General features: G+C 68.7%; 20 protein-coding genes. 9 read left to right on the top strand and 11 right to left on the bottom strand.

Annotated features, from left to right (window positions below; all coding sequences use genetic code 11):
* Window positions 1–5: 5 nt before the first annotated feature.
* The 4 genes from KZ686_RS03570 to KZ686_RS03555 form a co-directional block, all read right to left on the bottom strand.
* Window positions 6–3,209 carry an efflux RND transporter permease subunit gene (locus KZ686_RS03570; RefSeq protein WP_265633022.1) on the bottom strand — a complete coding sequence of 1,068 codons (3,204 nt, stop codon included), beginning with the start codon at window positions 3,207–3,209 and terminating at the stop codon, window positions 6–8.
* Window positions 3,210–3,213: 4 nt separating this feature from the next.
* Complete coding sequence (locus tag KZ686_RS03565; protein WP_149317418.1) at window positions 3,214–4,431, bottom strand: efflux RND transporter periplasmic adaptor subunit; 1,218 nt, start codon at window positions 4,429–4,431, stop codon at window positions 3,214–3,216.
* A gap of 265 nt (window positions 4,432–4,696) precedes the next feature.
* Window positions 4,697–5,869: an MFS transporter gene (locus KZ686_RS03560; RefSeq protein WP_149317419.1), complete on the bottom strand. Its 1,173-nt coding sequence runs from the start codon at window positions 5,867–5,869 to the stop codon at window positions 4,697–4,699.
* A gap of 160 nt (window positions 5,870–6,029) precedes the next feature.
* Window positions 6,030–7,052 (bottom strand): D-2-hydroxyacid dehydrogenase family protein, encoded by a 1,023-nt coding sequence (locus KZ686_RS03555; RefSeq protein WP_150083193.1) that lies wholly within the window; start codon window positions 7,050–7,052, stop codon window positions 6,030–6,032.
* A 727-nt stretch (window positions 7,053–7,779) separates the two neighbouring features.
* Between KZ686_RS03555 and KZ686_RS03550 the strand changes: the two genes are divergently transcribed.
* Window positions 7,780–9,636 carry a phosphoenolpyruvate carboxykinase (GTP) gene (locus tag KZ686_RS03550; RefSeq protein ID WP_265633021.1) on the top strand — a complete coding sequence of 619 codons (1,857 nt, stop codon included), beginning with the start codon at window positions 7,780–7,782 and terminating at the stop codon, window positions 9,634–9,636.
* Between the two features lie 146 nt (window positions 9,637–9,782).
* On the opposite strand, the gene KZ686_RS03545 is transcribed toward KZ686_RS03550, so the two are convergent.
* Both KZ686_RS03545 and KZ686_RS03540 read right to left on the bottom strand, forming a co-directional pair.
* Complete coding sequence (locus KZ686_RS03545) at window positions 9,783–10,457, bottom strand: response regulator (protein ID WP_265633020.1); 675 nt, start codon at window positions 10,455–10,457, stop codon at window positions 9,783–9,785.
* The gene (locus tag KZ686_RS03540) at window positions 10,454–11,893 is read right to left on the bottom strand and encodes a cache domain-containing protein (RefSeq protein ID WP_149317423.1); all 1,440 of its coding nucleotides are present in this window, start codon (window positions 11,891–11,893) and stop codon (window positions 10,454–10,456) included. Before KZ686_RS03540 ends, KZ686_RS03545 begins: the two co-directional genes overlap by 4 nt.
* A gap of 426 nt (window positions 11,894–12,319) precedes the next feature.
* Here KZ686_RS03540 and KZ686_RS03535 point away from each other — a divergent pair, with 426 nt between their 5' ends.
* From KZ686_RS03535 to KZ686_RS03525, 3 genes are all read left to right on the top strand, one after another.
* Entirely contained in the window at window positions 12,320–14,392 is a 2,073-nt protein-coding gene (locus tag KZ686_RS03535) for a carbon starvation CstA family protein (RefSeq protein WP_265633019.1), read from the top strand.
* A 63-nt stretch (window positions 14,393–14,455) separates the two neighbouring features.
* Window positions 14,456–14,659 carry a YbdD/YjiX family protein gene (locus tag KZ686_RS03530; RefSeq protein ID WP_265633018.1) on the top strand — a complete coding sequence of 68 codons (204 nt, stop codon included), beginning with the start codon at window positions 14,456–14,458 and terminating at the stop codon, window positions 14,657–14,659.
* Between the two features lie 280 nt (window positions 14,660–14,939).
* Window positions 14,940–15,422, top strand: coding sequence for a hypothetical protein (locus KZ686_RS03525; protein WP_149317426.1), 483 nt, complete (start codon window positions 14,940–14,942; stop codon window positions 15,420–15,422).
* A gap of 398 nt (window positions 15,423–15,820) precedes the next feature.
* On the opposite strand, the gene KZ686_RS03520 is transcribed toward KZ686_RS03525, so the two are convergent.
* Window positions 15,821–16,087, bottom strand: coding sequence for a hypothetical protein (locus tag KZ686_RS03520; RefSeq protein ID WP_149317427.1), 267 nt, complete (start codon window positions 16,085–16,087; stop codon window positions 15,821–15,823).
* Window positions 16,088–16,279: 192 nt separating this feature from the next.
* On the opposite strand from KZ686_RS03520, the gene KZ686_RS03515 reads away from it, so the two are divergent.
* Window positions 16,280–17,236, top strand: coding sequence for a LysR family transcriptional regulator (locus KZ686_RS03515; RefSeq protein ID WP_149317428.1), 957 nt, complete (start codon window positions 16,280–16,282; stop codon window positions 17,234–17,236).
* Window positions 17,237–17,370: 134 nt separating this feature from the next.
* Here the strand turns inward: KZ686_RS03515 and KZ686_RS03510 are convergent, their stop codons facing one another.
* The 4 genes from KZ686_RS03510 to KZ686_RS03495 form a co-directional block, all read right to left on the bottom strand.
* A complete protein-coding gene (locus KZ686_RS03510) occupies window positions 17,371–20,049 on the bottom strand; it encodes a DNA topoisomerase III (protein ID WP_265633017.1) in 2,679 nt (892 codons plus the stop codon).
* A gap of 202 nt (window positions 20,050–20,251) precedes the next feature.
* On the bottom strand, window positions 20,252–20,677 hold the full coding sequence (locus KZ686_RS03505; protein ID WP_265633016.1) for a thioredoxin family protein: 426 nt from the start codon (window positions 20,675–20,677) through the stop codon (window positions 20,252–20,254).
* A 139-nt stretch (window positions 20,678–20,816) separates the two neighbouring features.
* A complete protein-coding gene (dprA, locus tag KZ686_RS03500; protein WP_322784899.1) occupies window positions 20,817–21,974 on the bottom strand; it encodes a DNA-processing protein DprA in 1,158 nt (385 codons plus the stop codon).
* 59 nt (window positions 21,975–22,033) lie between these two features.
* The gene (locus KZ686_RS03495; RefSeq protein ID WP_265633014.1) at window positions 22,034–22,408 is read right to left on the bottom strand and encodes a hypothetical protein; all 375 of its coding nucleotides are present in this window, start codon (window positions 22,406–22,408) and stop codon (window positions 22,034–22,036) included.
* Between the two features lie 389 nt (window positions 22,409–22,797).
* Here KZ686_RS03495 and def point away from each other — a divergent pair, with 389 nt between their 5' ends.
* The 4 genes from def (at window position 22,798) to htpX (ending at window position 26,229) form a co-directional block, all read left to right on the top strand.
* A complete protein-coding gene (def, locus tag KZ686_RS03490) occupies window positions 22,798–23,304 on the top strand; it encodes a peptide deformylase (protein WP_149317433.1) in 507 nt (168 codons plus the stop codon).
* Window positions 23,305–23,445: 141 nt separating this feature from the next.
* The gene (gene fmt / locus KZ686_RS03485; protein WP_265633013.1) at window positions 23,446–24,450 is read left to right on the top strand and encodes a methionyl-tRNA formyltransferase; all 1,005 of its coding nucleotides are present in this window, start codon (window positions 23,446–23,448) and stop codon (window positions 24,448–24,450) included.
* A gap of 82 nt (window positions 24,451–24,532) precedes the next feature.
* Entirely contained in the window at window positions 24,533–25,183 is a 651-nt protein-coding gene (locus tag KZ686_RS03480; RefSeq protein WP_226107842.1) for a LysE family translocator, read from the top strand.
* 185 nt (window positions 25,184–25,368) lie between these two features.
* Window positions 25,369–26,229, top strand: a complete 861-nt coding sequence (gene htpX, locus KZ686_RS03475) for a zinc metalloprotease HtpX (protein WP_149317436.1) — start codon at window positions 25,369–25,371, stop codon at window positions 26,227–26,229.
* The last annotated feature ends 304 nt before the right edge of the window (window positions 26,230–26,533 follow it).

Raw genomic sequence — 26,533 nt, 5'->3', positions numbered from 1 at the left:
CGCCTTCAGCGGCCCGCATCCGCTCCCACCGTCGCCGGCACGCGATTGCCGTCCGCATCGATCTCCAAGGGGCCGCTGCCGGAGAAGCGGTCCAGCGCCAGGTAGATCACCGGCGTGATGAACAGCGTGATGACCTGCGAGAACAGCAGTCCGCCGACCACGGCCAGGCCCAGTGGCTGGCGCAGCTCGGCGCCGGCACCGAGGCCGAGCGCGATCGGCAGCGCGCCCATGATGGCGGCCAGCGTGGTCATCATGATCGGACGGAAGCGCAGCAGGCAGGCCTGGCGGATCGCCTTCGCCGGCGGCATGCCCTGCTCGCGCTGCGCGGCCAGTGCGAAGTCGATCATCATGATGGCGTTCTTCTTGACGATGCCGATCAGCATCAGCACGCCGATGATCGCGATCAGCGACAGCTCGACGCGGAACAGGAACAGCGTCAGCAGCGCGCCAACCGCCGCCGAGGGCAGCCCAGCGAGGATCGTCAGCGGGTGGATATAGCTTTCGTACAGCACGCCAAGCAGCACGTAGATCACCGCGATCGCCGCGATCAGAAGGATCACCTGTGTCGCCTGCGACGACTGGAACACCGCCGCATCGCCGCCCCAGCTGGTGAAGATCTCCTGCGGCATCGCGGTTTCCTGCTTGAAGCGGTCGATGCGCGCCGACGCGTCGCCCAGCGCCGCGCCCGGTGCCAGGTTGAACGACACCGTGACCGACGGCAGCTGCCCCTGGTGATTGACCGCGATCGGACCGACGCGGCGCTCGGTGGTCGCGAACGCCGACAGCGGCACCAGCGTGCCGTTGGTGCTGCGCACATAGATCTTCGAGAACGCGGTCTCGTCGACGCGGTCGACGTCCGCGGCCTGCAGGATCACGTAATAGCTGTCGATCGAGGTATAGATCGTCGACACCTGGCGCTCGCCGAACGCGGTATAGAGCGCGGTGCGCACGTCCTGCATCTGCACGCCCAGCGAGTTGGCCTTGTCGCGGTCGATCGCCAGCTGCGCCTCGAGGCCGGCCTGCTGCGAATCGCTGGTGACGTCGCGGAACAGCGGATCGGCGCGCATGCGGGCCATCAGCTTGTCGGCGGCGGTCTGCAGATTGCCCGACTGCACGCTCTGCAGCGTGTATTGATAGCGCGCCTTGCTGACGCGGCCGCCCAGCTGCAGGTTCTGCACCGGACGGAAATAGACGTTGAGCCCCGGAATGCCGGCCACGTCGCGGCGCAGCGACTCGACCACCTGCGGCATCTTCGGCCGCTCGCCGCCGGGCTTCAGTTCGATGAACATGCGGCCGGTATTGATGGCGGGCGAGGGGCCGCCGCCGATCGCCACCACGATGCTCTTGACCGCCGGATTCGCGCGCATCCGCTCGGCCGCGTCGCGCATCAGCGTCGACATCGCGTCGAACGAGATGTCCTGCGGGCCGTCGGCATTGACCTGAATCTGGCCGATGTCCTCTTCGGGGAAGAAGCCCTTGGGGATCAGCACGAACAGCACCGCGGTCAGCACGAAGGTCATGCCGGCCGCGGCCAGCACGGTGCGGCGATGCGCCAGGCACCAGTCGAGCCCGCGCGCATAGCGGTGCAGCGTGTATTCGAACAGGTTCTCGAACCACTGCGTCGAACGCAGGCCGATGCTCTGCCGCTGGGCGGGCGCGGCGGCGTGGGCGGGCGCATGGCGGGGCGCATCGCCGTAGGCGTGCTGCGATTCGTCGACCGGCACGTTCTCGGCCGACAGGAAACGCGCGCACAGCATCGGGATCAGCGTCAGCGACACCAGCGCGGAGACCAGGATCGACAGCGATACCACCGCGGCGAACTCGTGGAACAGCAGGCCGATCACGCCCGGCATGAAGAAGATCGGGATGAACACCGCCACCAGCGACACCGAGATCGACACGATGGTGAAGCCCATCTCGCGCGAGCCGACCAGCGCCGCCTTCAACGGCGCCATGCCTTCCTCGATATGGCGGACGATGTTCTCCAGCATCACGATGGCGTCGTCCACCACCAGGCCCACCGCCAGCGTGATCGCCAGCAGCGACACGTTGTCCAGGCTGTAGCCGAACGCCTTCATCAGCGCGACCGTGCCGATCAGCGAGATCGGCAGCGACACCGTCGGGATCAGCGTGGCCGCGGCGCGGCGCAGGAACAGGAAGATCACCATCACCACCAGCGCCGCGGTCAGCGCCAGCGTGAACTGCACGTCGTGGATCGACTCGCGCACCGAGCGGGAACGGTCATTGACCACGTTGACGTTGACCGAGGCCGGCATCTGCTGCACCAGCCGCGGCAGCGCCGCGCGGATCGCGTCGACCACCGCCACCGTGTTGGCGCCGGGCTGGCGCTGCACCGCCAGCACGATCGAGCGTTCGTTGTTCAGCCAGCTGCCGGTCTTCAGCGTCTCGACGCTGTCCTCGACCTCGGCCACGTCGGAGAGCCGCACCAGCGAGCCGTTGGGCTGGCTGGCGACGATGATGTTGCGGAAGGCGTCGGCATCGGCCAGCTGGCGGTTGGCCTGGATCGTCAGCATCTGGCGCGCGCCGTCGAGCGTGCCCACCGGCGTGTTGGCGTTGGCGCGCGAGATCGCGCCGGCCAGCTCGTCGAGCGTCATGCCGCGCGCGGCCAGCGCATCGGGACGCGCGCGCACCCGCACCGCGAACCGCTTCTGGCCGTAGACCAGCACCTGCGCGACGCCGGGCAGCGTCGACAGCGTCGGCGCGATCAGGTTGTCGCCGAAGGCGTTCAGCTCGGCCAGGCTCATCGCCGGCGAATTGATCGCCAGCAGGATCACCGCCGCGTCGGCCGGATTGACCTTGCGGTACGACGGCGGCTCGTTCATCTCGGTCGGCAGCGAGCGCTGGGCGCGGAACAGCGCCGATTGCACGTCGACCGCCGCGGCATCGATGTCGCGGTCGTTGTTGAACTCGATCGTGATGCTGGAATTGCCCAGCGTGTTGGCCGAGCTGATCACCGACACGCCCGGGATGGTGGCGAACTGCTTCTCCAGCGGCGTGGCCACCGACGCGGCCATCGTCTCGGGGCTCGCCCCGGGCAGCCGCGCGGTGACCTGGATCACCGGCGAATTGAAGCTGGGCAGCGCGGCGATCGGGATGGTCGGGTACAGCACAATGCCGGTGACCACGATCGCGATCGCCAGCAGCACCGTCATCACGGGCCGGCGGATGCAGAGTTCGGACAGCGTCATGGCGTCAGTGCTTCCCGGGGGCCGGCGCCGCGGCGGCGGCGCTGGCCTCGCGCACGGCGCTGCCCGGGCGCAGGTTCTGCACGCCCTCGACCACCACGCGCGTGCCGGCCGGCACGCCCTCGACCACTGCCGCGGCGGCGGTCGCCGCCAGCATCTTCACCGGCATCGCGCGGACCTTGCCGTCGGCCTGCACCGCATAGACGAAGCGGCCTTCGGGTCCGGTCACCACCGACTGCGGCGGCACCGACACCACGCCGGTCAGCGTCTGCACCACCGCCTCGACGCGCGCATAGGTGCCGGGCCACAGGCGCTGGGCCTCGTTGTCGAACTGCGCCTTGACGCGGATGGTGCCGTATTGCGGGTCGACGGTGTTGTCGACGAAGGTGATGCGGCCCTGCACCGGTTCGGGATTGCCGTCGTTGGGCTGCGCTTTCACCGGCACCGGGCCGCTGCGCAGCGCGTCGCGCAGCGCGGCGAGCTGGCGCTCGGGCAGCGTGAAGGTGACGGCGATCGGCTGGATCTGCGCGATGGTCACCATCGGCTGGGCCGCGGTCGGCAGCACCAGCGAACCGGGGAAGACGTTGATCACGCCGGTGCGGCCGCTGATGGTAGCGCGGATCGCGCCGTAGCTGACCGCGACGCGGCTGGCCTCGATCGCGGCCTGGTCGGCGCGTACCGTGGCCTCCAGCGCATCGACCTTGGCGCGCGCGGTATCGACGGCGCTGCGCGAGATGAAGTTGCGCGCGACCAGTTCCTCGCTGCGCGCCAGCGAACGGCGGGCGTCGGCCAGATCGGCCTGGTCGCGCAGCAGCTGCGCGCGGGCGCGGGCCAGGTTGGCCTCGTCCATGCGGGTGTCGAGCGAGAACAGCAGATCGCCGGGCTTGACGGTCTGGCCTTCGCGGATATGGACGGTGCGGACGGTGCTGGAGACCTGCGGACGCACCTCGACGGTGGACAGCGCCGTCACGTTGCCGTTGACGCTGACCTGCAGCGGCACGTCGCCCTGGCGCGCCAGCGCGGTGGTCACCGCCACCGGGGCCGGTCCCTGTGCCTGCGGCTTCGGGGCGAACCATGTCTTCCAGCCGAACCAGCCGGCCCCCGCCAGCAGGACGACCAATGCCAGCGCCAGCCAGGGCGACACACGACTTCTGCCGGTACCCATGGCCTGGCTCCAGTTGCTTTCGACGAAGCCCTTGGCCTGGTCGATACCCTTCGATTTCATGCGAGGACCCTCTGCTGCGCCGCGCTGTTGATGCGCGTGTTCGCTCCCGTTGTCGCCGTGCCCATCCGGACGGCCGCCGCCGGCTTCTGGGAACCGGTGGGCGGCCGGCCGCCCCCAGTGGTACCGCCATGGCGCCGTATCTGGCAAGCGTTGGCAGACGCGTCCGTATTACAAACGATTACAGGGGAGGGGCCGTCTTTGTATCAGGGATCAAACATTAGCAGAAAACGGACCTGCCGGGCCGGGCGCTCTGGATCCGGCGCGCTCAGGCCTGCTGCGGCGCCTGCCGGCGCAGCCAGCGGCAGCCCAGGGCGCGGGCTCGCCCGGACAGCAGCAAGGCGCCGAGCATCAGGGCGGCCGCGCCCCAGTGCAGCGCGTGCGCGCCCGCAGTGGCGTAGATCGCCGCGCCGACCATCGCGCCGATCGCCTGGCCCAGATAGATCGAGGAGGAATTGAGCGAGATCGACACCGCCGCCCGCTCCGGCGCGAGCGCCACCAGCCGCGCCTGCTGCGCGCTGTTGGTGGCGAAGCCGCCCACGCCCCACAGCATGAAGATCAGCACCAGCGCGACCGCGCCGACGCCGGTCAGCGGCCACAGCAGCATCGCCGCCAGCGAGGTGCCCAGCGCGACGTGCACCACGCGGGCCGGCGTGGCGCGGTCCATGCGCGCCGCGGCGACGACGTTGCCGAGCACGCCGCAGGCCCCGTAGGCCAGGAACATCAGGCTCAGCGCGCCGCCGCTGACGCCATGGACGTCCCGCAGCATCGGCGCGATATAGGTGAACATCGTGAACATGCCGGCCGACGACACCATGGTGACGCCGACCACCATCAGCAGCGGCGTATGGCGCAGCACCGCGCCCCAGGCCGCGCGGCCCACCGGCGCCACCATCAGCCCGCGCGGCAGCACCCGCCACAGCGCGAGCGCGACGCCCAGCGCCATCACGCCGACCACGCCCATGCTGACGCGCCAGCCCAGCGTGGTGCTGATCCAGGTGCCCATCGGCACGCCGACCACGCTGGCCACGCTCCAGCCGAGGAACACGAAGCTGATCGCCCGGCCGCGCAGCCTGGCGTCGACCAGCAGCGGCAGCGTGGCGGCGGCCTGCGGGGTATAGATGGCGGCGCCGATCGCCGTGACGAAGCGCAGCACCACCAGCGTGCCGAAGTTCGGCGCCAGCGCCGAGGCCAGATGCAGCACGCCATAGAGCGCGAGGGCGCCGGCCAGCAGCAGCCGGCGGTCGATGCGCGAACCGATCGTGGCAAACAGCGGCGCGCCGACGCAGCAGGCCAGCGCGAAGGCGGAGATCAGCTGGCCGGCGGTGGCGGCGCTCAAATGGAAATCGCCGGCGATGTCGTTCAGCATGCCGGTGACGATCATCGCACCGGTGCCGATGACGAAATTGCCGACGCAAAGCGTCAGAAGCCTGGGGTCCATGATGGGGCGCGTGCGGGGAGTCGGCCCGCGGGGCGCGGGCGGTCGCGGGCGCTGCCCGCGAAATCCCGGCAGTGTAGCGGTTTTGCGCCAATCGGGTCGGGCGCCACCGCGGCCGCGCGCGCGGGGGACGGGCGGGCCGGTCCGCCGCGGCGGGCTGCCCCTAGCGCGTCAAGGCGGGGCTCAGCGCCTTGGGATTGACCACGCTGCCGTGCTCGCCGGACAGCACGTCGAGGATGTTCTGGAACGCGGTGCGGAAGTACAGCTCGTAGCTGTCGCGCTCGACATAGCCCAGATGCGGCGTGCAGATGCAGTTCTCCATGCGCAGCAGTGCGTGGCCCTGCAGAATGGGCTCCGACTCGAACACGTCGACCGCCGCCATGCCGGGCCGGCCCCGGTTCAGCGCCGCCACCAGCGCGTTTTCCTCGACCAGCTCGGCGCGGCTGGTGTTGACGAACAGCGCGGTCGGCTTCATCGAGGTCAGGTCGGCCAGCTTGACGATATGGCGCGTCTCGTCGTTCAGCCGCAGCAGCAGCGACAGCACGTCGCTGTCGGCGAACAGCTGCTCCCTGGACTCGGCCACCGCGAAGCCGTCCTCGCGCGCGGCCGTCTGCGAGCCCTCGCGGCCCCACACCAGCACGTTCATGCCGAAGGCGCGGCCATAGCCGGCCACCAGGCGGCCGATCTTGCCGTAGCCCCAGATGCCCAGCGTCTGCCCCTTGAGCACCTGGCCAAGCCCGAAATTGGGCGGCATCGTGGTCGATTTCAGTCCCGACTGCTGCCAGGCGCCGTGCTTCAGGCTGGCGACGTACTGCGGGATCCGCCGCTGCGCCGCCATGATCAGCGCCCAGGTCAGCTCGGCCGGGGCGACCGGCGAACCGACGCCTTCGAGCACCACCACGCCGCGGTCGGTGCAGGCGTCGACGTCGATATGGCTGCCGGCGCCGCCGACCCGGCCGGTCTGGCTGATGATCTTGAGCTTGGGCAGCTTCTCCAGCAGCTGGCGCGTGATGCGGGTGCGCTCGCGGATCAGCACCACGGCTTCGACATCGGACAGGCGCGCCGCCAGCTGGCCCACGCCCTTGACGGTGTTGTTGAACACCTTGACGTCATGCCCCTGCAGCAGCTGGAAGCAGGCCAGCTTGCGCACGGCATCCTGGTAGTCGTCGAGAACGGCAATTTTCATCGTCGGATTCGGTGAGGCGGTTCGGTGAGACGGTTCGGTGAGGCGGTTCGGTGAGGCGATTCGGTGAAGCGGTTCGGTAAGGCGGTTCCGGCGGGGCGGCTCGGTCCGCTGCGGTGAGCGGCCGGATGCCCGATTGCGGTGCAATTGACCCAGCAATCCGGTTGGTACGCGTACCCACAGACCGGCATGCCCGCGGCCAGTAAGGTGGGCCACCAAAGTGCTGCGACAAGCCATGGCGACAGGGCGTTCCGACCGATTTCCGCGCCCGCCGCTTGCTGCAGAGCAAAAAACGGAGGACGACAGCGGTGGTATCCTTGCCGCCTTCGGTGACGTCCCGGATTGTCGGTCGAGCTTCGCTCCCGCAGCCGGTTTGTCGCCGGACAAAGCTTGACTGGCACCCGCTGCGACACGTCCGCGGGAAAACCGCCACTGTAGCGCAGCCGCAAGGACCCCCGCGATCGATTCACCACAGGATCGCGCCGGACTTGTAACGGGATGTGACGGTCCCGAGCGAGCGTGGTCGAGGACCGGCCACCATGCGGTCGCCATGCGGGCACAACGCCCGCCCCACATGCGGAACCGCTTCCACAAGAAGTGGTCCCTCAAGCATGCGGCCATGGCACGCGTTCTCGTCGGCTCCGCGTTTCACCCGGCTGTTTGACGATATTCAGAGCGCGGCCCCGGGCCAGGCTTTGCCAAAGATTTCTTTTTGCTTTGGAGTACCACCATGAACCACCCCACCATGCAAGGCACACCGGCGCTGAACGTTCCGGCCTGGGTCAAGCACCAGAAGCTGGTCGCCTGGGTCGCCGAGATCGCCGCGCTGACCAAGCCCGACAGCATCTACTGGTGCGACGGCTCCCAGGAGGAATACGACCGCCTGTGCGAGCAGATGGTCGCCGCCGGCACGATGAAGCGGCTCAACCCCGCCAAGCGCAAGAACTCCTTCCTGGCCCTGTCGGACCCCTCCGATGTCGCGCGCGTCGAGGACCGTACCTTCATCTGCTCGCAGAAGCAGGAGGACGCCGGCCCCACCAACAACTGGATGCCGCCGGCCGAAATGCGCCAGACCCTGAGCGGGCTGTTCGATGGCTGCATGCGCGGCCGCACGCTGTACGTGGTGCCGTTCTCGATGGGGCCGCTCGGTTCGCCGATCGCCCACATCGGCGTGGAGCTGTCCGACAGCCCGTACGTCGCCGTCAACATGCGGATCATGACCCGCATGGGCCGCGCCGTGTACGACGTGCTGGGCGCCGATGGCGAGTTCGTGCCTTGCGTGCATACCGTCGGCAAGCCGCTGGCCGCCGGCGAGAAGGACGTGCCGTGGCCGTGCAACCCGACCAAGTACATCGTCCATTTCCCCGAGACGCGCGAGATCTGGTCGTTCGGCTCGGGCTACGGCGGCAACGCGCTGCTGGGCAAGAAGTGCTTCGCGCTGCGGATCGCCTCGACCATGGGCCGAGACGAGGGCTGGCTGGCCGAACACATGCTGATCCTCGGCGTGACCTCGCCCGAGGGCAAGAAGTACCACGTCGCGGCGGCCTTCCCGTCGGCCTGCGGCAAGACCAACTTCGCGATGCTGATTCCGCCCAAGGGTTTCGAGGGCTGGAAGGTCACCACCATCGGCGACGACATCGCCTGGATCAAGCCGGGCAAGGACGGCCGCCTGTACGCGATCAACCCGGAAGCCGGCTACTTCGGCGTGGCCCCGGGCACCAGCGAGAAGACCAACTTCAATGCGATGGCGACGCTGAAGGAAAATGTCATCTTCACCAACGTCGCGCTGACCGATGACGGCGACGTCTGGTGGGAAGGCATGACCGAGGAAGCGCCGGCCCACCTGATCGACTGGCAGGGCAAGGACTGGACGCCGGAAATCGCCAGGCAGACGGGCGCCAAGGCCGCCCACCCGAACGCGCGCTTCACCGCGCCGGCGTCGCAGTGCCCGTCGATCGACGCGAACTGGGACAACCCGGCCGGCGTGCCGATCGACGCCTTCATCTTCGGCGGCCGCCGCTCGACCACGGTGCCGCTGGTGACCGAGGCCCGCAACTGGACCGAAGGCGTCTACATGGCCGCCACCATGGGTTCGGAAACCACCGCCGCGGCCGCCGGCCAGCAGGGCGTGGTGCGCCGCGATCCGTTCGCGATGCTGCCGTTCTGCGGCTACAACATGAGCGACTACTTCGGCCACTGGCTGGCGCTGGGCAACAAGCTGGAGGCCGCCGGCGCCAAGCTGCCGAAGATCTACTGCGTCAACTGGTTCCGCAAGGACGAGGCCGGCAACTTCGTGTGGCCGGGCTTCGGCGAGAACATGCGCGTGCTGTCGTGGATGATCGACCGCGTCGAAGGCCGCGGCCAGGGCACCGAGCACGTGTTCGGCACCTCGCCGCGCTACGAGGACCTGCGCTGGGAAGGCCTGGACTTCTCGCCCGAGCAGTTCCAGAAGGTGACCTCGATCGACCGCGCCGCCTGGGAACAGGAACTGGCGCTGCACGAAGAGCTGTTCACCCAGCTCAAGCACCATCTGCCGCAGGCGCTGTCCGAAACCAAGGACGCGCTGGCCAAGCGGCTGGCGGCCTGATGCGGTAGTGCCGCACGTCGCGCTTGCCATCGGCAAGCGCGACGGCAAAAAACGAAGCCCTCGCGATCTTGTGCGCGAGGGCTTTTTTTTTGTCCGGCGTTTTGCTCGACAGGCCAGCCTGGGCGCATCAACGCTTCGCCTTGGCCTCACCCGCCATTCGCTTCGCCCCCCAACTGCTCCACCGCATACTTGACCAAGCCTGCGCGCCCCTCGATGCCGAGCTTGCGTTTGAGGTTCAGCCGATGCGTCTCCACCGTGCGCACCGACACGCCGAGGGACGCCGCGATCTCCTTGTTGGCGAGGCCCCGGCCGATGCCGTTCAGGATGTCGCGCTCGCGCGGGGTCAACGCATCGAGCGGATGCGGAGCCGGACCTTCCTCGATCATGCGGCGCGCGATGCGGGCGCTGTAGAACACGCGGCCGGCCAGCACGGCGTCGATCGCGGCCAGCAGTTCGTCGGCCGGGGCGTCCTTGAGCACGTAGCCGCGCGCGCCGGCGCGCATCGCCTGGCGGACGTATTCGAGGTTGTCGTGCATCGACAGCATCAGCACCGCGATCTCGGGATAGCGCTGGTGCAGCGCGTCCGCCAGTGCGATACCGCCCATGCCGCGCATGCCGATATCGGTGATCAACAGATCGGGCAGCGCATCCGGCTGGCGGCGCGCCAGCCACGCCAGCGCCGTTTCACCGTCGTCGGCCTCGCCGACCACGGTCACACTTGGCTGCAGCGCCAGATGCATGCGCATGCCGTCGCGCACCAGCGTGTGGTCGTCGACCAGCAGCACGCGCGCGGGACGGTAGGGTTCGGAGAAGGAACTCATCGGGACAGCGGGGAAGAGTGGGACGGGGCGCCCGGCGGCGCGTCCGCCGTCCTGGCGAGCGCCCGCGTGTCGGGCACGAACGCCGAGGCCGGCAGATACGCCCGCAGGCGCGTGCCGCCCGGGGCGGACTGGATATCGAATTCGCCGCCGAGGCTGGCGATGCGCTCGCGCAGATTGCGCAGTCCGATGCCGCCGCGCGGGTCGCGCTGCACGCGCTCGAGATCGAAGCCGCTGCCGTCGTCCTGCACCACCAGCGCGACGCCGGACTCGGCATACGACAGCGTCAGCTGGACCCGCCGCGCATTGGCGTGGCGCTCGACATTGGTCAGCGCCTCCTGCGCGATGCGGTACAGCGCGGTGGCCGCTTCATCCGACAGCGGCCGCGGCACGCCGTGGCAGTCGATATCGATCTTCAGTCCGCTGGCGCCCTGCATCTCCCGCGCCAGATGCTGCAACGCGGCCTGCAGGCCCAGATCGTCGAGCAGCGCCGGACGCAGATTGCGGGCAACGCGCCGCACCTCGTTGAACACCGTCTCCAGCCGGTTCAGCGCCATGCCCAGCACGGGCGTCACCGCACCGCCGTCGGTGGGCGCCTGCGCGAGCCGGTTCAGCGCGGTTTCGAGCACCAGCTTGACCGACACCAGCAGCTGGCTGACGCCGTCATGCAGCTCGCGCGACAGTCGCGCCCGTTCGTCCTCCTGCGAGCGCACCACGCGCTGCGCCAGCTGCCGCAGCTTGGCGTCGGCCTCGCGATGCTCGCTGATGTTCAACGCCAGCCCGCCCGCGCCGACCAGCAGGATGCTGATCGCGGCGATCGCGCCGATCCACGCCAGCGTGGCGCGGATATCGGTCTCGGCGCGCTTGTCGAGCTCGCGCAGCGTGCGTTCGACATCGTCCAGGTAGATGCCGGTGCCGAGCATCCAGCCCCATTCCGGCACCGCGACCACATAGCCGAGCTTGGGCGCCATCTGCCGCGTCGACGGCTTCTCCCAGCGATAGCGCACCGCGCCGCCGCCCGCGCGTGCCGCCGCGATCAATTGCTGGATCGGCAGCGCGCCCTCGGGATCGCGCAGGTCCCACAGGTTCCTGCCGATCAGGTCCGGCTGGCGCGGGTGCATCAGGTTGCGGCCGTTCAGGTCGTACAGGAAGAAGTAGCCGTCCGGGCCGTAGTCCAGCCCCGCCAGCGCCTGCATCGCGGCCTGGCGCGTGGCCTCGTCGTTGCGGCCCGACTTGACCAGCGGGGCGATCGCGCTCTGGGCCAGCTGCACGTAGTGGCGCAGTTCGGTTTCCTTGCTCTGCAGATAGGCGGCCTCGACCAGCGCGCGCTCGTGGCGGACCAGCGCGGTGGCCTGATAGTGCACCGCCAGCGCGATGCCAAGCATGGCGATCGCCAGCGGCGCGACCGCGAGCAGCAGAATCTTCTGGCGGAGTTTCATCGTGACCAGGGTAAACACGGATGCCTGGGAAGCGGCCTCTGACCGTCCCGTTGCGTAGTACTACGCAGGATCGCTGCGTAGTTACGCGCTTGTGCCTCGATTGGCGGGTGTCAATACTACACGCCGACGCGCGACCGGCCCCAGGCCTGGCGCGGCGTCATTCGCAACGGGATGCGCCAGTGCCCCGCACCGGCGTATCGCCCCGCCTGCCAGACAAGATCCGGACCGGAAGTCGAGGGACCGGGCGCCGCTGAAATCTGTGCTGACGTCTGCGCTGACGTCCGCGCGGAAATCTGGAGACAGCTTGCCCCCGATCCCCCGCCATTCGCCGCCCGAGGGCGCGCGTGCCACCGTGCGCGCCGATCGGCCCACCGGCCCTTGTCCCTCCGCGGGCTTTGTTCCATGTGGTCTGAGGAGACCTTCACTATGAATCGCATCGGGCAACACCTGATGTGGCTGGCCGTCGCCGTGCTCGGCGCGTTTGCCTTCGCCACCGTTGCACTGTCGCGCGGCGAAGCCGTCAGTGCCTTGTGGATCGTGGTCGCCGCGATCTGCATCTATCTGATCGCTTACCGCTACTACAGCCGCTTCATCGCCGACAAGGTGATGCAGCTGGACGCCAAACGGATGACGCCGGCCTGGCGCCATAACGACGGCCTGGACTACGTGCCGACCAACAAGGCGGTGCTGTTCGGCCACCACTTCGCCGCGATCGCCGGCGCCGGACCGCTGGTCGGACCGGTGCTCGCCGCGCAGATGGGCTATATGCCCGGCATGCTGTGGATCCTGGCCGGCGTGGTGTTCGCCGGCGCGGTGCAGGACTTCATGGTGCTGTTCATCTCGACCCGCCGCGACGGCCGCTCGCTCGGCGACCTGGTCAAGGCCGAGATGGGCACGGTGCCGGGCATGATCGCGCTGTTCGGCTGCTTCATGATCATGATCATCATCCTGGCCGTGCTGGCGCTGATCGTGGTCAAGGCGCTGGCCGATTCGCCGTGGGGCACCTTCACGGTGGCGGTGACGATCCCGATCGCGCTGTTCATGGGCGTCTACACCCGCTACATCCGCCCGGGCCGCATCGGCGAGGTGTCGGTGATCGGCTTCGTGCTGCTGATGCTCGCCATCGTCGGCGGCCAGTACGTGCACGAGAGCGCCACGCTGGCGCCGCTGTTCACCTTCGACGGCAAGGCGCTGACCTGGATGCTGATCGGCTACGGCTTCGTCGCCGCGGTGCTGCCGGTGTGGCTGCTGCTGGCTCCGCGCGACTATCTGTCGACCTTCCTGAAGATCGGCACCATCATCGCGCTGGCGGTCGGCATCCTGATCGTCGCGCCGGAACTGAAGATGCCGGCCTTCACGCAGTTCGCCGAAGGCGGCGGTCCGGTCTGGTCGGGCAACCTGTTCCCGTTCCTGTTCATCACCATCGCCTGCGGCGCGGTGTCGGGCTTCCACGCGCTGATCTCGTCGGGCACCACGCCCAAGCTGCTGGAGAACGAGACCCACGCGCGCTTCATCGGCTACGGCGCGATGCTGGCCGAGTCCTTCGTCGCGATCATGGCGCTGGTGGCCGCCTCGGTGATCGAGCCGGGCGTCTACTTCGCGATGAACAGCCCGGCCGCGGCAATCGGCACCACGCCGGAGGCGGTGGCCCAGGCGGTGTCGAACTGGGGCTTCGTGATCACGCCCGACGTGCTGGTGCAGACCGCCAGGGACGTCGGCGAAAACACCATCATCTCGCGCGCCGGCGGCGCGCCGACGCTGGCGGTCGGCATCGCCCACATCCTGCACCAGGTGGTCGGCGGCCAGGCCATGATGGCGTTCTGGTACCACTTCGCCATCCTGTTCGAGGCGCTGTTCATCCTGACCGCCGTCGACGCGGGCACCCGCGCCGGCCGCTTCATGCTGCAGGACCTGCTGGGCAGCTTCGTGCCGTCGATGCGCCGTACCGACTCGCTGCCGGCCAACCTGATCGCGACCGCGCTGTGCGTCGGCGCCTGGGGCTACTTCCTGTACCAGGGCGTGGTCGATCCGCTGGGCGGCATCAACACGCTGTGGCCGCTGTTCGGCATCTCGAACCAGATGCTGGCCGCTGTGGCGCTGGTGCTGGGCACCTGCGTGCTGGTCAAGATGAAGCGCGGCCGCTATGCCTGGGTCACGCTGCTGCCGACCGTCTGGCTGCTGATCTGCACGCTGACCGCCGGCTGGCAGAAGCTGTTCCATGCCGACCCGAAGATCGGCTTCCTGTCGCACGCCAGCAAGTTCAGCGACGCGATCGCCCAGGGTACGGTGCTGGCGCCGGCCAAGACGATGGAGCAGATGCACCGCATCGTGTTCAACGACTACCTGGACGCGGGCCTGTGCGCGCTGTTCATGGCGGTGGTGCTGTCGATCGTCTATTACGGCCTGCGTACCGGCCTGCGCGCCGGCGCCCAGGCACGGCCGACCGCGCACGAGACGCCGTTCGAGCCGCTGCCGGCGGCCGCTTCGGCGCAGCGCTGAGCCAGGCGCCGAAGCCGACGCCGAACGCCGTAACGTCAAACCCCACGCAGAGGAAGGAACGCCATGCTGGATTCGCTGAACAAGATGGGCCAAATGGGCCGCTACCTGGGCCAGTCGCTGCGGCTGATGGTCGGGCTGCCCGACTACCAGACCTATGTGGCCCATATGGAAAGCACGCATCCGGACCGCGAGCCGATGAGCTACGAGGAGTTCTTCCGCGAGCGGCAGGAGGCGCGTTACGGCGGCGGGCAGGGCAAGTGCTGCTGAGCTGCTGAGCTGCTGACCCCGCGAGCTACTGAGCGCCTGAGCCGCAGCTGCCGAGCTGCCGAGGCTCCCGGGCGGGGGATCCGGTGTGTCGTTGTCCTGACGGGATCGCCGGGTTCCCCACCTTGGGGAAGACGACAAGCTGTCAACATGCCAAAGGCTGCCCACGGGCAGCCTTTGTTGCGTTTCTGCAGCATTAATAAAGGCTTACAGGCAGTTACAGCAATGTCCGTGCCCAAAATCTACACTTGCATCACAGTTTGGCAACCAGAGGAAAAACACTATGTCTCGCCGACTCGTTCGCAATATGACCGTGGCCCTCGCCCTGGCGGCATCGACGACGCTGCCTGCATTCGCGAGCGACATGAATAACGCACTGGGTGGCGCCCTCGGCGGCGTCGCCGGTGCAGCCGTCGGAGGCGCGCTGGGCGGCTCCACCGGTGCCGTGATCGGCGGCGCGGTGGGCGGTGGTGCCGGCGGCGCGATCAGCTCGAATCGCCGCGAGCGTACCGGCGCCATCCTGGGCGGCGCGCTGGGCGGCGGTGCGGGTACGGCGGCGGGCAACGCGATGGGCGGCCGGACCGGCGGCCTGGTCGGCGCGGCCCTGGGCGGCGGCGCAGGCGCGGCGCTGGGCGGCAACATCTCGCGCAGCAATTCGTACGCCGACGACCGCGACCGCTACTACCGCGATCGCCACTACAAGAAGAGCAAGTACAAGAACAAGCACCGCTACCACCGCCGCGGCCATCGTGACTGGGACGATTGATGGCGGATTGATGCAGTGACAGCCAGTTCGACGGGCCGCGCAAGCGGCCCGTTTTGTTTTGCGCGATGGGTACTCGGGTACTCGGGTGCTCGGGTGCTCGGGTGCATCGGGCGCATCGGGTGCATCGGGTGCATCGGGTGCTCGAGTGCGCGGGTGCTCGGGCGCTCGGACGCTCGGGCTCGAGCGGTGAGGCGGTGGGGGTGGGGCGCCAGGGCGGGCGCGCCGTCAGGCGGCGGCGATTGCTGTTTGGATGGCCGGTGTAGGGGCGACCGGTCGATCCCCATCATCCCGCCGCAAGCCGGCATCGAAGCCGAGGCCGTAAACGACGATGCCCGTGCGCGGGGCACGGGCATCGGGACACCAGGCAGACCGCCGAAGCGGTCCGGCAGCCGGCGTGCTTACTTCGCGGCGCCTTCGGTGAAGACGTCGAACTTGCCTTGGCGGGCACCTTCGCTGAACACGTCGAACTTGCCTTGGCGGGCGCCTTCGCTGAACACGTCGAACTGGCCCTGGCGGGAGCCTTCGGTAAATACGTCGGTCTGGCCGACCTTGGCGCCGTCGGTGTACGGGTCGAACTTGCCGGCCTTGGCGAACGCCGGAGCGGCGGTCAGGGTGGCAACGAGGGCGGTGGCGGCGGCGGTCAGGGCAAAGCGGGAGATCGTCATGATGTGTCCTTTCTTCTGTTTGGGAGGACGTCCGCGCCGGCGGGGTTTCGCTGCAGTGCGGCATCCGATGGCTGCATATTAGGCATTTCCCTTATATGAATAAACATTACCGCACACAATGATTAGTTCTATAAAGAACAACAAAAACCCCAAGCTGTGGAAAAATGGGGAAGAAAAAAGGGAGACTGTGCAATGGATCGGCTGCAATCGATGCGCGTGTTCGCCAAGGTGGTCGAACTCGGCAGCTTCGCCCGTGCGGCGCAGCAACTGGAAATGTCCAACGCGGTGGTGACCCGCTATGTCGCGGACCTGGAGAGCCATCTGGGCACGCGGCTGCTGAACCGGACCACCCGCAGCCTGTCGCTGACCGATGCCGGCGAAACCTATCTGCAGCGCTGCCAGCAGATCCTGGAAGACGTCGAGGAGGCCGAATCGGTGGTCACCGCGCGCAGCCAGTCGCTGTCCGGCACGCTGCGGATCGTCACGCCGGTGATGTTCGGGTTACATCTGCTGCCCGACATGCTGGCCCGCTTCCAGCAGATGTATCCCGACGTGGTATTCGATGTGCTGCTGTCGGACCGTAGCATCGATATCGTCGAGGAAGGCCGGGACGTCGGCATCGTGCTGTCCGACCTCGGACTGGGCTCGCATCTGGTGGCGCGGCCGCTGCTGTCGGCCGAAGTGATCCTGTGTGCCTCGCCCGGCTATCTGCGCGCCCATGCGCCGCTGCGCCATGCCCATGAACTGACCCAGCACCGCTGCATCGCCATGCGGCTGACCAATGCCGAGCACGCCTGGACGCTGTCCGGTCCCGAAGGCGAGGTGACCGTGCCGATCCGGCCTGGGCTCGTCTGCAGCAATGCCGAACTGGCGCACCAGGCGGCGCTGGCCGATCTCGGCATCGCAATGCTGTCGTCGTATCTGGCCCGGCCCAGCATCGAAGCCGGACTGCTGGAGCACATCCTGCCGCAATACCAGCTGCCGCGCCGCGACATCAGCGTGGTGTATCCGAGCCGCAAATTCCTGCCGACCAAGGCGCGGGCCTTCATCGACTTCCTGCTGGAAGAGGGGAAGAAGAAGAGCGCGGACGGAGCGGGTGGGGCGGCGGCAGCCGCGGCCGTCGCCGCGGACCATCACGCGGCAAGCTAGCCGAAGAGCCCGAAGGAACGCCGAAGAACCCGGAAGAACGCAGAAGAACGCAGAAGAACCCAGACCGACCCGGAAGAACGTCAGCAACCGAGGCCGGCGTGTGCCTGCCTCGGCCGGTCCCTCGCTCGTACGTCTTATTCGCTGGCGCTGGCCGCCGTCTTGGCGCGGGCGGTCTTCTTGGCGGGGGTCTTGCTGGCCGCCTTGGCCGCGACCTTGGTGCCGGTCTTGGCCGCAGCCTTGACGGCAGTCTTGCTCGCCGGCTTGCCGGCCGCCGCGCCGGCTTCGCCGGATTCGGCGGTCTTGGCGGCGGACTTGGCCGCGGCCTTGCCTGCCGCGGTCTTGGCGCCGGGCTTCGGCTCGCGCACCTCGAACTCGAAACCGATCTTGCCGTCCGGCTGCTTGACCAGATAGGCCTTGAAGTTGCGGCCGGTACGCGAGGACTTGAAGCCGGTCAGCAGGTCCGTGCGGCCCTGGTCCAGCAGCTTGCCGATCTGCTCGCGCGAAATCTCCTGCTGCAGGATGATCTTGCCGGTGGTGAAGTCGCACGACTTGGGCGACCCGACCGCGTTCTCACAGACGTACTTCATGCCGTGCTCGAACACGGAGCCGCTGCACTTGGGGCAGGTGCCGACCGGCTCCTGGCCGCTGAAATCGACCGGCTCGCCGTCGTTCTCGTCCTCGTTCTGGCCGAAGTCGAACTCCATCTTGTAGTTGCCGTCGTCGTCGCGCGCCAGCTTCAGGATCGCGGCGAAGGGGCGGCCCATCTTGCTGCGGAAGCCCTGCAGCGGCCCGATCTCCTTGTCGCGCAGCAGCGTCTCGACCTCGTCGATCTCGAACTGCCGCCCGCCCGGGATCTTGCTGATCGAGAAGTCGCACGCCGTGCAGGCGAAGCGGCGGTAGTTCTCCTTGACCTGGCCCCCGCACTGCGGACACGGCGTCTGCAGCGTCGCGTAGTCGCCCGGGATCGTGTCGCTGTCGTATTCCTTGGCGCGCTTGACGATCTGCTGCGTCATCTGCGCGATCTCGCGCATGAATTCGTCGCGCTTGAGGCGGCCGCGCTCGATCTGCGCCAGCTTGTGCTCCCACTCGCCGGTCAGCTCGGCCTGCGTCAGTTCCTGGACCCCGAGACCGCGCAGCAGCGTCATCAGCTGGAACGCCTTGGCGGTCGGAATCAGCTCGCGGCCCTCGCGCACCAGGTATTTCTCGGTCAGCAGCCCTTCGATGATGGCCGCGCGCGTTGCCGGCGTGCCCAGGCCCTTGCCGGCCATCGCCTCGCGCAGCGCGTCGTCGTCGACCAGCTTGCCCGCGCCTTCCATCGCCGACAGCAGCGTCGCTTCGTTGTAGCGCGCCGGCGGCTTGGTGGTCAGCCCGACCGGCTCCACCTTGTCGGTGCGGACCTTCTCGTCCTTGCCCACCGGCACCAGGTTGGCGTCGTCGCCCTGCGCCTCGCGGCCGTAGACCACCAGCCAGCCCGGATTGACCAGAACCTTGCCTTCGGTCTTGAAGTGGTGGCCGGCAACCTCGGTGATCCGCGTGGTCACCTGGTATTCGGCGGCCGGGAAGAACACCGACAGGAAGCGGCGCACGACCAGGTCGTACAGCTTCTGCTCGGGCTCGGACAGGTTCTTCGGCGCCTGCAGCGTCGGGATGATGGCGAAGTGATCGCTGATCTTGCTGTTGTCGAAGATCCGCTTGTTCGGCTTGATCCAGCCGCTGGACAGGATCTTCCTGGCATGCGGCAGATAGTTCGGCGAGCTGTCGGCCAGCATGTCCATCGTCTGCTGGACCGTGCCCATATAGTCCTCGGGCAGCGCGCGCGAATCGGTACGCGGGTAGGTCAGCACCTTGTGCTTTTCATACAGCGCCTGCGCCAGGCCCAGCGTGTTCTTGGCCGAGAAGCCGAAGCGCGAGTTGGCCTCGCGCTGCAGGCTGGTCAGGTCGAACAGCGCCGGCGACAGCTGGGTCGACGGCTTGGATTCCTCGGTGACGGTGCCCGGCTTGTCGCGGCACGCGGCGACGATGCTCTTGGCCTCGGCCTCGCTCCACAGCCGCGACTCGCGCGCCTCGGGATCGAACTCGTTCTTCTTGAACTTCGGGTCGAACCAGCGGCCCTCGTACAGGCCGGCCGCGGCGATGAATTCGGCGCGCACTTCCCAGTAGTCGCGCGGCACGAAGTGTTTGATCTTCTCCTCGCGCTCGACCACGATCGAGAGCGTCGGAGTCTGCACCCGGCCTACGGTCGTCAGGAAGAAACCGCCGCCCTTGCTGTTGAAGGCCGTCATCGCACGGGTGCCGTTGATGCCGACCAGCCAGTCCGCCTCCGAGCGGCAGCGCGCGGCGTCGGCCAGCGGCAGCATCTCGGCGTCCTCGCGCAGGCTGGCGAAGCCGTCGCGGATCGCCTGCGGCGTCATCGACTGCAGCCACAGGCGCTGCACCGGCTGCCTGGCCTTGGCCTGCTGCACGATCAGCCGGAAGATCAGCTCACCCTCGCGCCCCGCGTCACAGGCGTTGATCAGGCGGGTGACGTCCTTGCGCTTGATCAGCCGGTTCAGCACCTTCAGGCGCGACTCGGTCTTGGCGATCGGGCGCAGGTCGAAGTGCGGCGGGATCACGGGCAGGTTGGCGAAGCTCCACTTGCCGCGCTTGACCTCGTATTCGTCCGGTGCGGCGATTTCCACCAGGTGGCCAACCGCCGACGAGAGCACATATTCGTCGCTCTCGTAATACTCGTCATGCTTGGTAAAGCCCCCGAGCGCACGGGCGATATCGGCCGCGACCGATGGCTTTTCCGCGATGATGAGAGCTTTGGACATGGGTGGGAATCCTTGCCGGCCGCCCCTTGGCGGACCGCGTTTGGCACAGCACTAATAAGTAAACAGCACACTTGAGGCCCCCCGGGGGCCATGAGGCGCCAATAATAAGCGGGGTATTGACAACGGTGCAAGGCGAGTTCCATCCCCGCCTTCGCGCCTCATCCTTGGGCCGGACTCGTTCCAGACCCAGCCCCTGCGGGCTTCAAACGCCGCTTTCTCCCTGCTGTGACCGGCCCGATCCGTCAGGATTCAACCAGCCGAGCAGATCCGGCGGCGGTTCCGCGCCGGCCGGCATGGCCGCGCCGCGGCCCAGCAGCCGGGCCAGCGTGTCGGCGTGGGGCAGCAATGTGCCATAGAACTGGGGCGCCCCGCCGGCGGCATCCTGCACCAGCACGGTCGGGAAGTTCTCGATGTCGATGTCGCCCAGCGCGTCGGCATGCGTCTCGATATCGATCCAGACGAAGCAATCGCCCGGATGGCGCGCCGCCTGCTCGCGCCAGACCGTCAGATAGTCGCGGCAGGCGCCGCACCACTCGGCGCACAGGCACGCCACCAGGCGACCCTCGGGGTGGGCCCGCAGCGCCGCCGCTATCGCGGCCGCATCGCGTTCGGGAAAGTAAACGGCCATCGGTCATCCAAACATGAACCTTGCATGCGCTTGATCGAGCACGTGATCAACGCCGTGACGGCCACGGTGACAAGCGCCTGATCGGGCACGAGGAACGGCGATTGTAGCGACTCCGGCCGCCTGACGTGCTGGGCGGCGTTTACGCCTGGGCCAGACGCCGGTACAGATTGCCCGGCATCCGCTCGACCGCACCGGCCAATTCCAGTTGCAGCAGCGCCGCGGCAACGGCCTCCGGCGGCAGCCCGGTACGGATGCACAGCGTGTCGGGATCGACCGGATCGTACGCCAGCGCGGGGCCCAGCGCATCGGCGGCGGCGGACGACCGCGCCGCGGTCTCCGGCTTGCCGGCGGCACGCGAGGCTCCCGCCCACGAATCTGCCCTCGAACCTCCCCACGGACTTGCCCGCGGATCTGCCAATAAACCCGGTTCCTCGAACACATCCTGTGGCGACGCCACCAGCTTGGCCCCCTGCTGGATCAGCCGGTGGCAGCCCGCCGCCAGCGGCGCGTGGATCGAGCCGGGCACCGCGAACACCTCCCGGCCGAGCTCGGCCGCCAGCCGCGCGGTGATCAGCGAACCCGAACGCAGCGCCGCCTCGACCACCAGCACGCCGCGGGCCAGCGCCGCGATCAGCCGGTTGCGCTGCGGAAAATGCTGGCTGCGCGCCGGCGTACCCAGCGGGAATTCGCTGAGCAGCAGCCCTTCGGCGGCAATCCGCTGCCCCAGGGCGCGATGGCAGGCCGGATAGCAGCGGTCCAGCCCGGTCCCCACCACGGCGATGGTGCCGCCCGGGCCGGCTAGCCCGCCCGCATGCGCCGCCGCGTCGATGCCCAGCGCGAGGCCGGACACGACCGTGATTCCGGCGCTGGAAAACGTGGAGGCGAATAGTTCGGCGTCCCGCACCCCTTGCACGGTGGCGCTGCGCGCGCCGACCACCGCCAGCGCCGGCCTTTGCAGGGTCTCGAGCCGGCCGCGAGCGTACAGCAGCAGCGGCGGGTCGGCGAGGTCAAGCAGGGGGCGGGGGTAGGCCGCGTCCGCCAGTGTCAGCAGGTGGTGGCCGGGTTCGCGCAGCCACGCCACGGTGCGGCCGATCCTGGCCGACAGGGCCGCATGCGGGCGCGCCCGGACGTCCCTGGCCACGGGGCGCGGCAGCCAGCGCGCAAGCTGCGCTTCCCCCGCCGCCAGAACCTGTTGCGGCAGCCCGAACTTGTCCAGCAGCAGCCGGGCGGTCCGGCGCCCAAGGCCCGGCACGGCCTCCAGGCGCAGCCAGGCCGCAACCTCGTCCGGGTCGATCATGGCGGCGCACGCTTCAGGGGCAGAGCAGGGTTCCGGCATAGCGGCGTTCTATATGCTGTTTACTCCACTTCTGCGATCGGTTCGGCTTCGGATCGACCGGCGGGCACCGGCACCAGCACGCTGCCCGGCATCAACTCGCGGACGGAAGACACGATGTTCACGACGGCGATACCGTCCAGGCCGGCGGAACCCGACACCAATTCGACCGTACCCAGGTTCTGCGCCGGCACATCGGGCGGCAGCCGCGGCAAGACCTCACCGCCTCGCCGGTCGCGCGGGTCGGCGGCGGACGGTGCGTACACCTGCCAGCGGCTCCCAACCGTGGCGTCGAGCGGCATACCGATCACATACGCAACATCGCCGGCGGCGCCGAACTGCCGGCCATCGGGTAGCGCCACGATGCTGGGACCCGCGACGCAGGGCAGGGCGACCATCAACCCCGCGAGTGCGAGGCTCCGCGCAGGCCGGCGTGCCGGCCACCACAGCCACCACCGCCGCCACAGACGGCACAGACACCACAGAGGCCATTGCCGCCATTGCCGCCATTGCCGCCGCAACCGCCACACCGGCGCCGCCTGAGGTTCTTTGGTAAGATCGCGCACTTTGTTGAGCCGGTTGGATGTCCTGGCCGGATTGACGGGTTCCGAACAGCGGGGTACCCAACAGCGGGTACCTCAACAGCGCGCAGCGACCGCCGGCGCGCCTTGATTTTTTCCATTCGCGCCCCGATTTTGCTGACATGGCCCCTGCCGCGACAATGCGACAACGGCCCATTCGACAGCAGCGGCAAGCAACGGCGGCATCGGCGTCGCGCATCAGCACCATGGCCAAACTCGACATCCTCACCTACCCGGACCCCCGCCTGCACATCGTGGCCAAGCCCGTCGCGCAGGTGGACGACCGCATCCGCCAACTGGTCAAGGACATGGCGGAAACCATGTACGAAGCCCCCGGCATCGGCCTGGCGGCGACGCAGGTCGACGTGCATGAGCAGGTCATCGTGATCGACATCTCGGAGACCCGCGACGAGCTGCGCGTCTTCATCAATCCCGAGATCGTCTGGGCCAGCGACAACCGCAAGGTCTGGGAAGAGGGCTGCCTGTCGGTGCCCGAGGTCTACGACCGCGTCGAGCGCCCCGACCGCGTGCGCGTGCGCGCGCTCGACGAGAACGGCGAGACCTTCGAGCTCGAGGCCGACGATCTGCTGGCGGTCTGCATCCAGCACGAGATGGACCACCTGAAGGGCAAGGTCTTCGTCGAATACCTGTCGCCGCTGAAGCTGAACCGCATCAAGTCCAAGCTGCAGAAGCGCGCGCGTACCCGGATGTAAGCGCGCACCAGTCACGCGCAATCCAGCGGCAGCCCGCGCCAGCGGGTTTGCTATGCTGATGCCTCCCTTGCAGTCTCCGCACCGGCCGCCCTCGCGGCCGGTGTTGCCTTTCAGAGTCCAACCGTCCAGCCGGAGCGTTCCATGACCAGCCCCGCCCCCTTGCGCGTCGCCTTTGCCGGCACGCCCGAATTCGCGCGCGTCGCGCTCGCGGCCATCGTCGAGGCCGGCTTTCCGGTGGTGGCGGTGCTGACGCAGCCGGACCGGCCGGCGGGACGCGGCATGCAGCTGCAGGCCAGTCCGGTCAAGCAGCATGCGCTCGCGCAGGGGCTCGGTCCGATCCTGCAGCCGCGCTCGCTGCGCCGCCATGGCAAGTATCCCGAGGAAGCGGTCGCCGTGATCGACGCGCTCGCCGCGCAGGCGCCCGACGTGATGGTGGTCGCCGCCTATGGCCTGATCCTGCCGGCCGAGGTGCTGACGCTGCCGCGCCATGGCTGCCTGAACATCCACGCCTCGCTGCTGCCGCGCTGGCGCGGCGCCGCGCCGATTCACCGGGCCATCGAGGCGGGCGACGCGCAGACCGGCATCACGCTGATGCAGATGGACGAGGGCCTCGATACCGGCGCGATGATCGCGCGCGAAGCGGTGCCGATCGGCGAGGACACTACCACCGGCACGCTGCACGACACGCTGGCGGCGCTCGGCGGCCGCATGATCGTGCAGGCGCTGCGGCGGCTGGCGGCCGACGGCGCGCTGCCGGCCGAGCCGCAGCCGGAGCAGGGCGTCACCTATGCCGAGAAGATCGGCAAGGACGAGGCCAGACTCGATCTGCGCCGCGCCGCGGTGGAACTCGCCCGGCAGATCCGCGCCTTCAATCCCTTCCCGGGCGCCAGCGTGCAGATCGGCGACGCAGCGATCAAGTGCTGGCAGGCGCAGCCGCTGGCTCGCGCGCCCGAGCATGGCGACGCTGCACCCGGTACGGTGCTCGCCGCCGACGCGCAGGGCGTGGTGATCGCCTGCGGCGAAGGCGCGCTGCGCATCACCGAACTGCAGAAGGCCGGCGGCCGGCGCCTGCCCGCGCAGGCCTTCCTGCAGGGCACGCCGCTGGCGGCGGGCACGCGCTGCGCGGTGCCCGGCGGCGCGGCATAATCGCGGCGATCGTCCGGGCGGTGGGCGCGCGACTCACGCCTCGCTCGTCAAGTCGAACCCATTTCCGCGAGGACCGACCATCATGCTGGGCATCGTCGACCTGCCGCTCTTCATCGGCGCCGTGTTTCTGCTGAACGTGACACCGGGGCCCGATACCGCCTATATCGTCGGCCGCAGCGTGGCACAGGGCCGCGCCGCTGGCGTGATGTCCTCGCTGGGCGTCAGCGCCGGCTGCTGCGTGCACGCGCTGGCGACCGCGTTCGGCCTGACCGCGGTGCTGGCCGCCTCGCCGGTGGCCTTCACGGTGATCAAGTACGCGGGCGGCGCCTATCTGGCCTGGCTGGGCCTGCGGCTGCTGTTGTCGAGCTGGCGCACGCCGGCCTCCGGCGCGGCCGATCCCGCGCAGGCGCCCGCCACCGACCGCCGCAGCCTGCGCGCGCTGTTCATGCAGGGCTTCCTGACCAACGTGCTGAACCCGAAGGTGATCCTGTTCTTCGTGTCGTTCTTCCCGCAATTCGTCGATCCGCGCGCGGGCCAGCAGGCACTGGCCTTCCTCGCGCTGGGCGCGATCATGGTGGCGATGTCGACGGTCTGGAACTCGATGGTGGCGTGGATGGCCGGCACGCTGACGCGGCGGGCCAGCGAAGCGCCGCGCCTGAAGTGCTGGCTCGACCGCGTGATCGGCGCCGCCTTCATCGGCCTGGGCGCGCGCCTGGCGATGACGCAGCGCTAACGCCGCGGCCGGCAAAAACCCTTGCCGGCATTGAATTTAGCGGCCCGGCCCCTATCTAACCGTCACCGCACGATCGCGCGCGGACGCCCCGATACGGCGGCTGATACTGCGACAACAGGGTCGCAATGCGGCCGCGCAGGCAGGGCGCCCGGGCGCGCGACGGCGTCACCACGGAGACCACGGCAATGTTCAACTGGGTCAAGACCTTCATGCTGATGGCGGCCATCACGGCGCTGTTCATCGTCATCGGAGGCATGATCGGCGGCCGCAGCGGCATGATGTTCGCGCTGCTGATGGCGCTCGGCATGAATTTCTTCTCGTACTGGTTCTCGGACAAGATGGTCCTGCGCATGTACAACGCGCGGGAAGTCGATGCGGCCAGTGCCCCGCAGTTCTACGGCATGGTGCAGGAACTGGCGCAGCGTGCCGGCCTGCCGATGCCGCGCGTCTACCTGATCGACGAGGACGCGCCCAACGCTTTCGCCACCGGCCGCAATCCCGAGAACGCGGCGGTCGCGGCGACCACCGGCATCCTGCGCGTGCTGAGCAACCGCGAGCTGCGCGGCGTGATGGCGCACGAACTGGCGCACGTCCGGCATCGCGACATCCTGATCTCGACGATCGCGGCCACGATGGCCGGGGCGATCGCCGCGCTGGCCAACTTCGCGATGTTCTTCGGCGGACGCGACGAGGAAGGCCGTCCGGCAAATCCGATCGCCAGCATCGCGATGGCGATCCTGGCGCCCCTGGCCGCCTCGCTGATCCAGATGGCGATCTCGCGCGCCCGCGAATTCGAGGCGGACCGCGGCGGTGCCGAGATCAGCGGCGATCCGCAGGCACTCGCGATGGCGCTGGACAAGATCGACCGCTATGCGCGCGGCATTCCGTTCCAGGCGGCCGAGCAGCATCCGGCCACCGCGCAGATGATGATCCTGAACCCGCTGTCGGGCGGCGGCATCGCCAATCTGTTCTCGACGCACCCTTCCACCGAGGAGCGCGTCGCGCGGCTGATGCAGATGGCGCAGACCGGTACGTATCCGGTCTGATCGAAGCGCCGATCGGCGGCCTCGTTGACGGCCTCATTGACGGCCTGATCAAGAGCGTGATCAAGGGCCTGTTAGAAGGCCTGTTCGAAGGCCTGTTCGAGGATCCGATCGGAGCCGTGCGCCGGCCGCCACGGCGGCCGGTCCGCGCCGACAGGGTAAACTGCCCGCCTTGCTCCTCGCGAGCCGGCGGGCTTTTTGATGCGCGGGCGATGCCCGCACGCGCGGCGCGATGCCGATCCGCGGCGCGCCCCGGCCGCGGTTTCCGCGGGTATTTCCACGCGCGAGTTCTGCGCGTAGTGCCGCC

The sequence above is a fragment of the Cupriavidus cauae genome, from assembly GCF_026210475.1.
GTDB lineage: Bacteria > Pseudomonadota > Gammaproteobacteria > Burkholderiales > Burkholderiaceae > Cupriavidus > Cupriavidus cauae.
The sequence above is the reverse complement of the archived record's forward strand: the minus strand, read 5'-3'. Positions and strand labels throughout refer to the sequence as shown.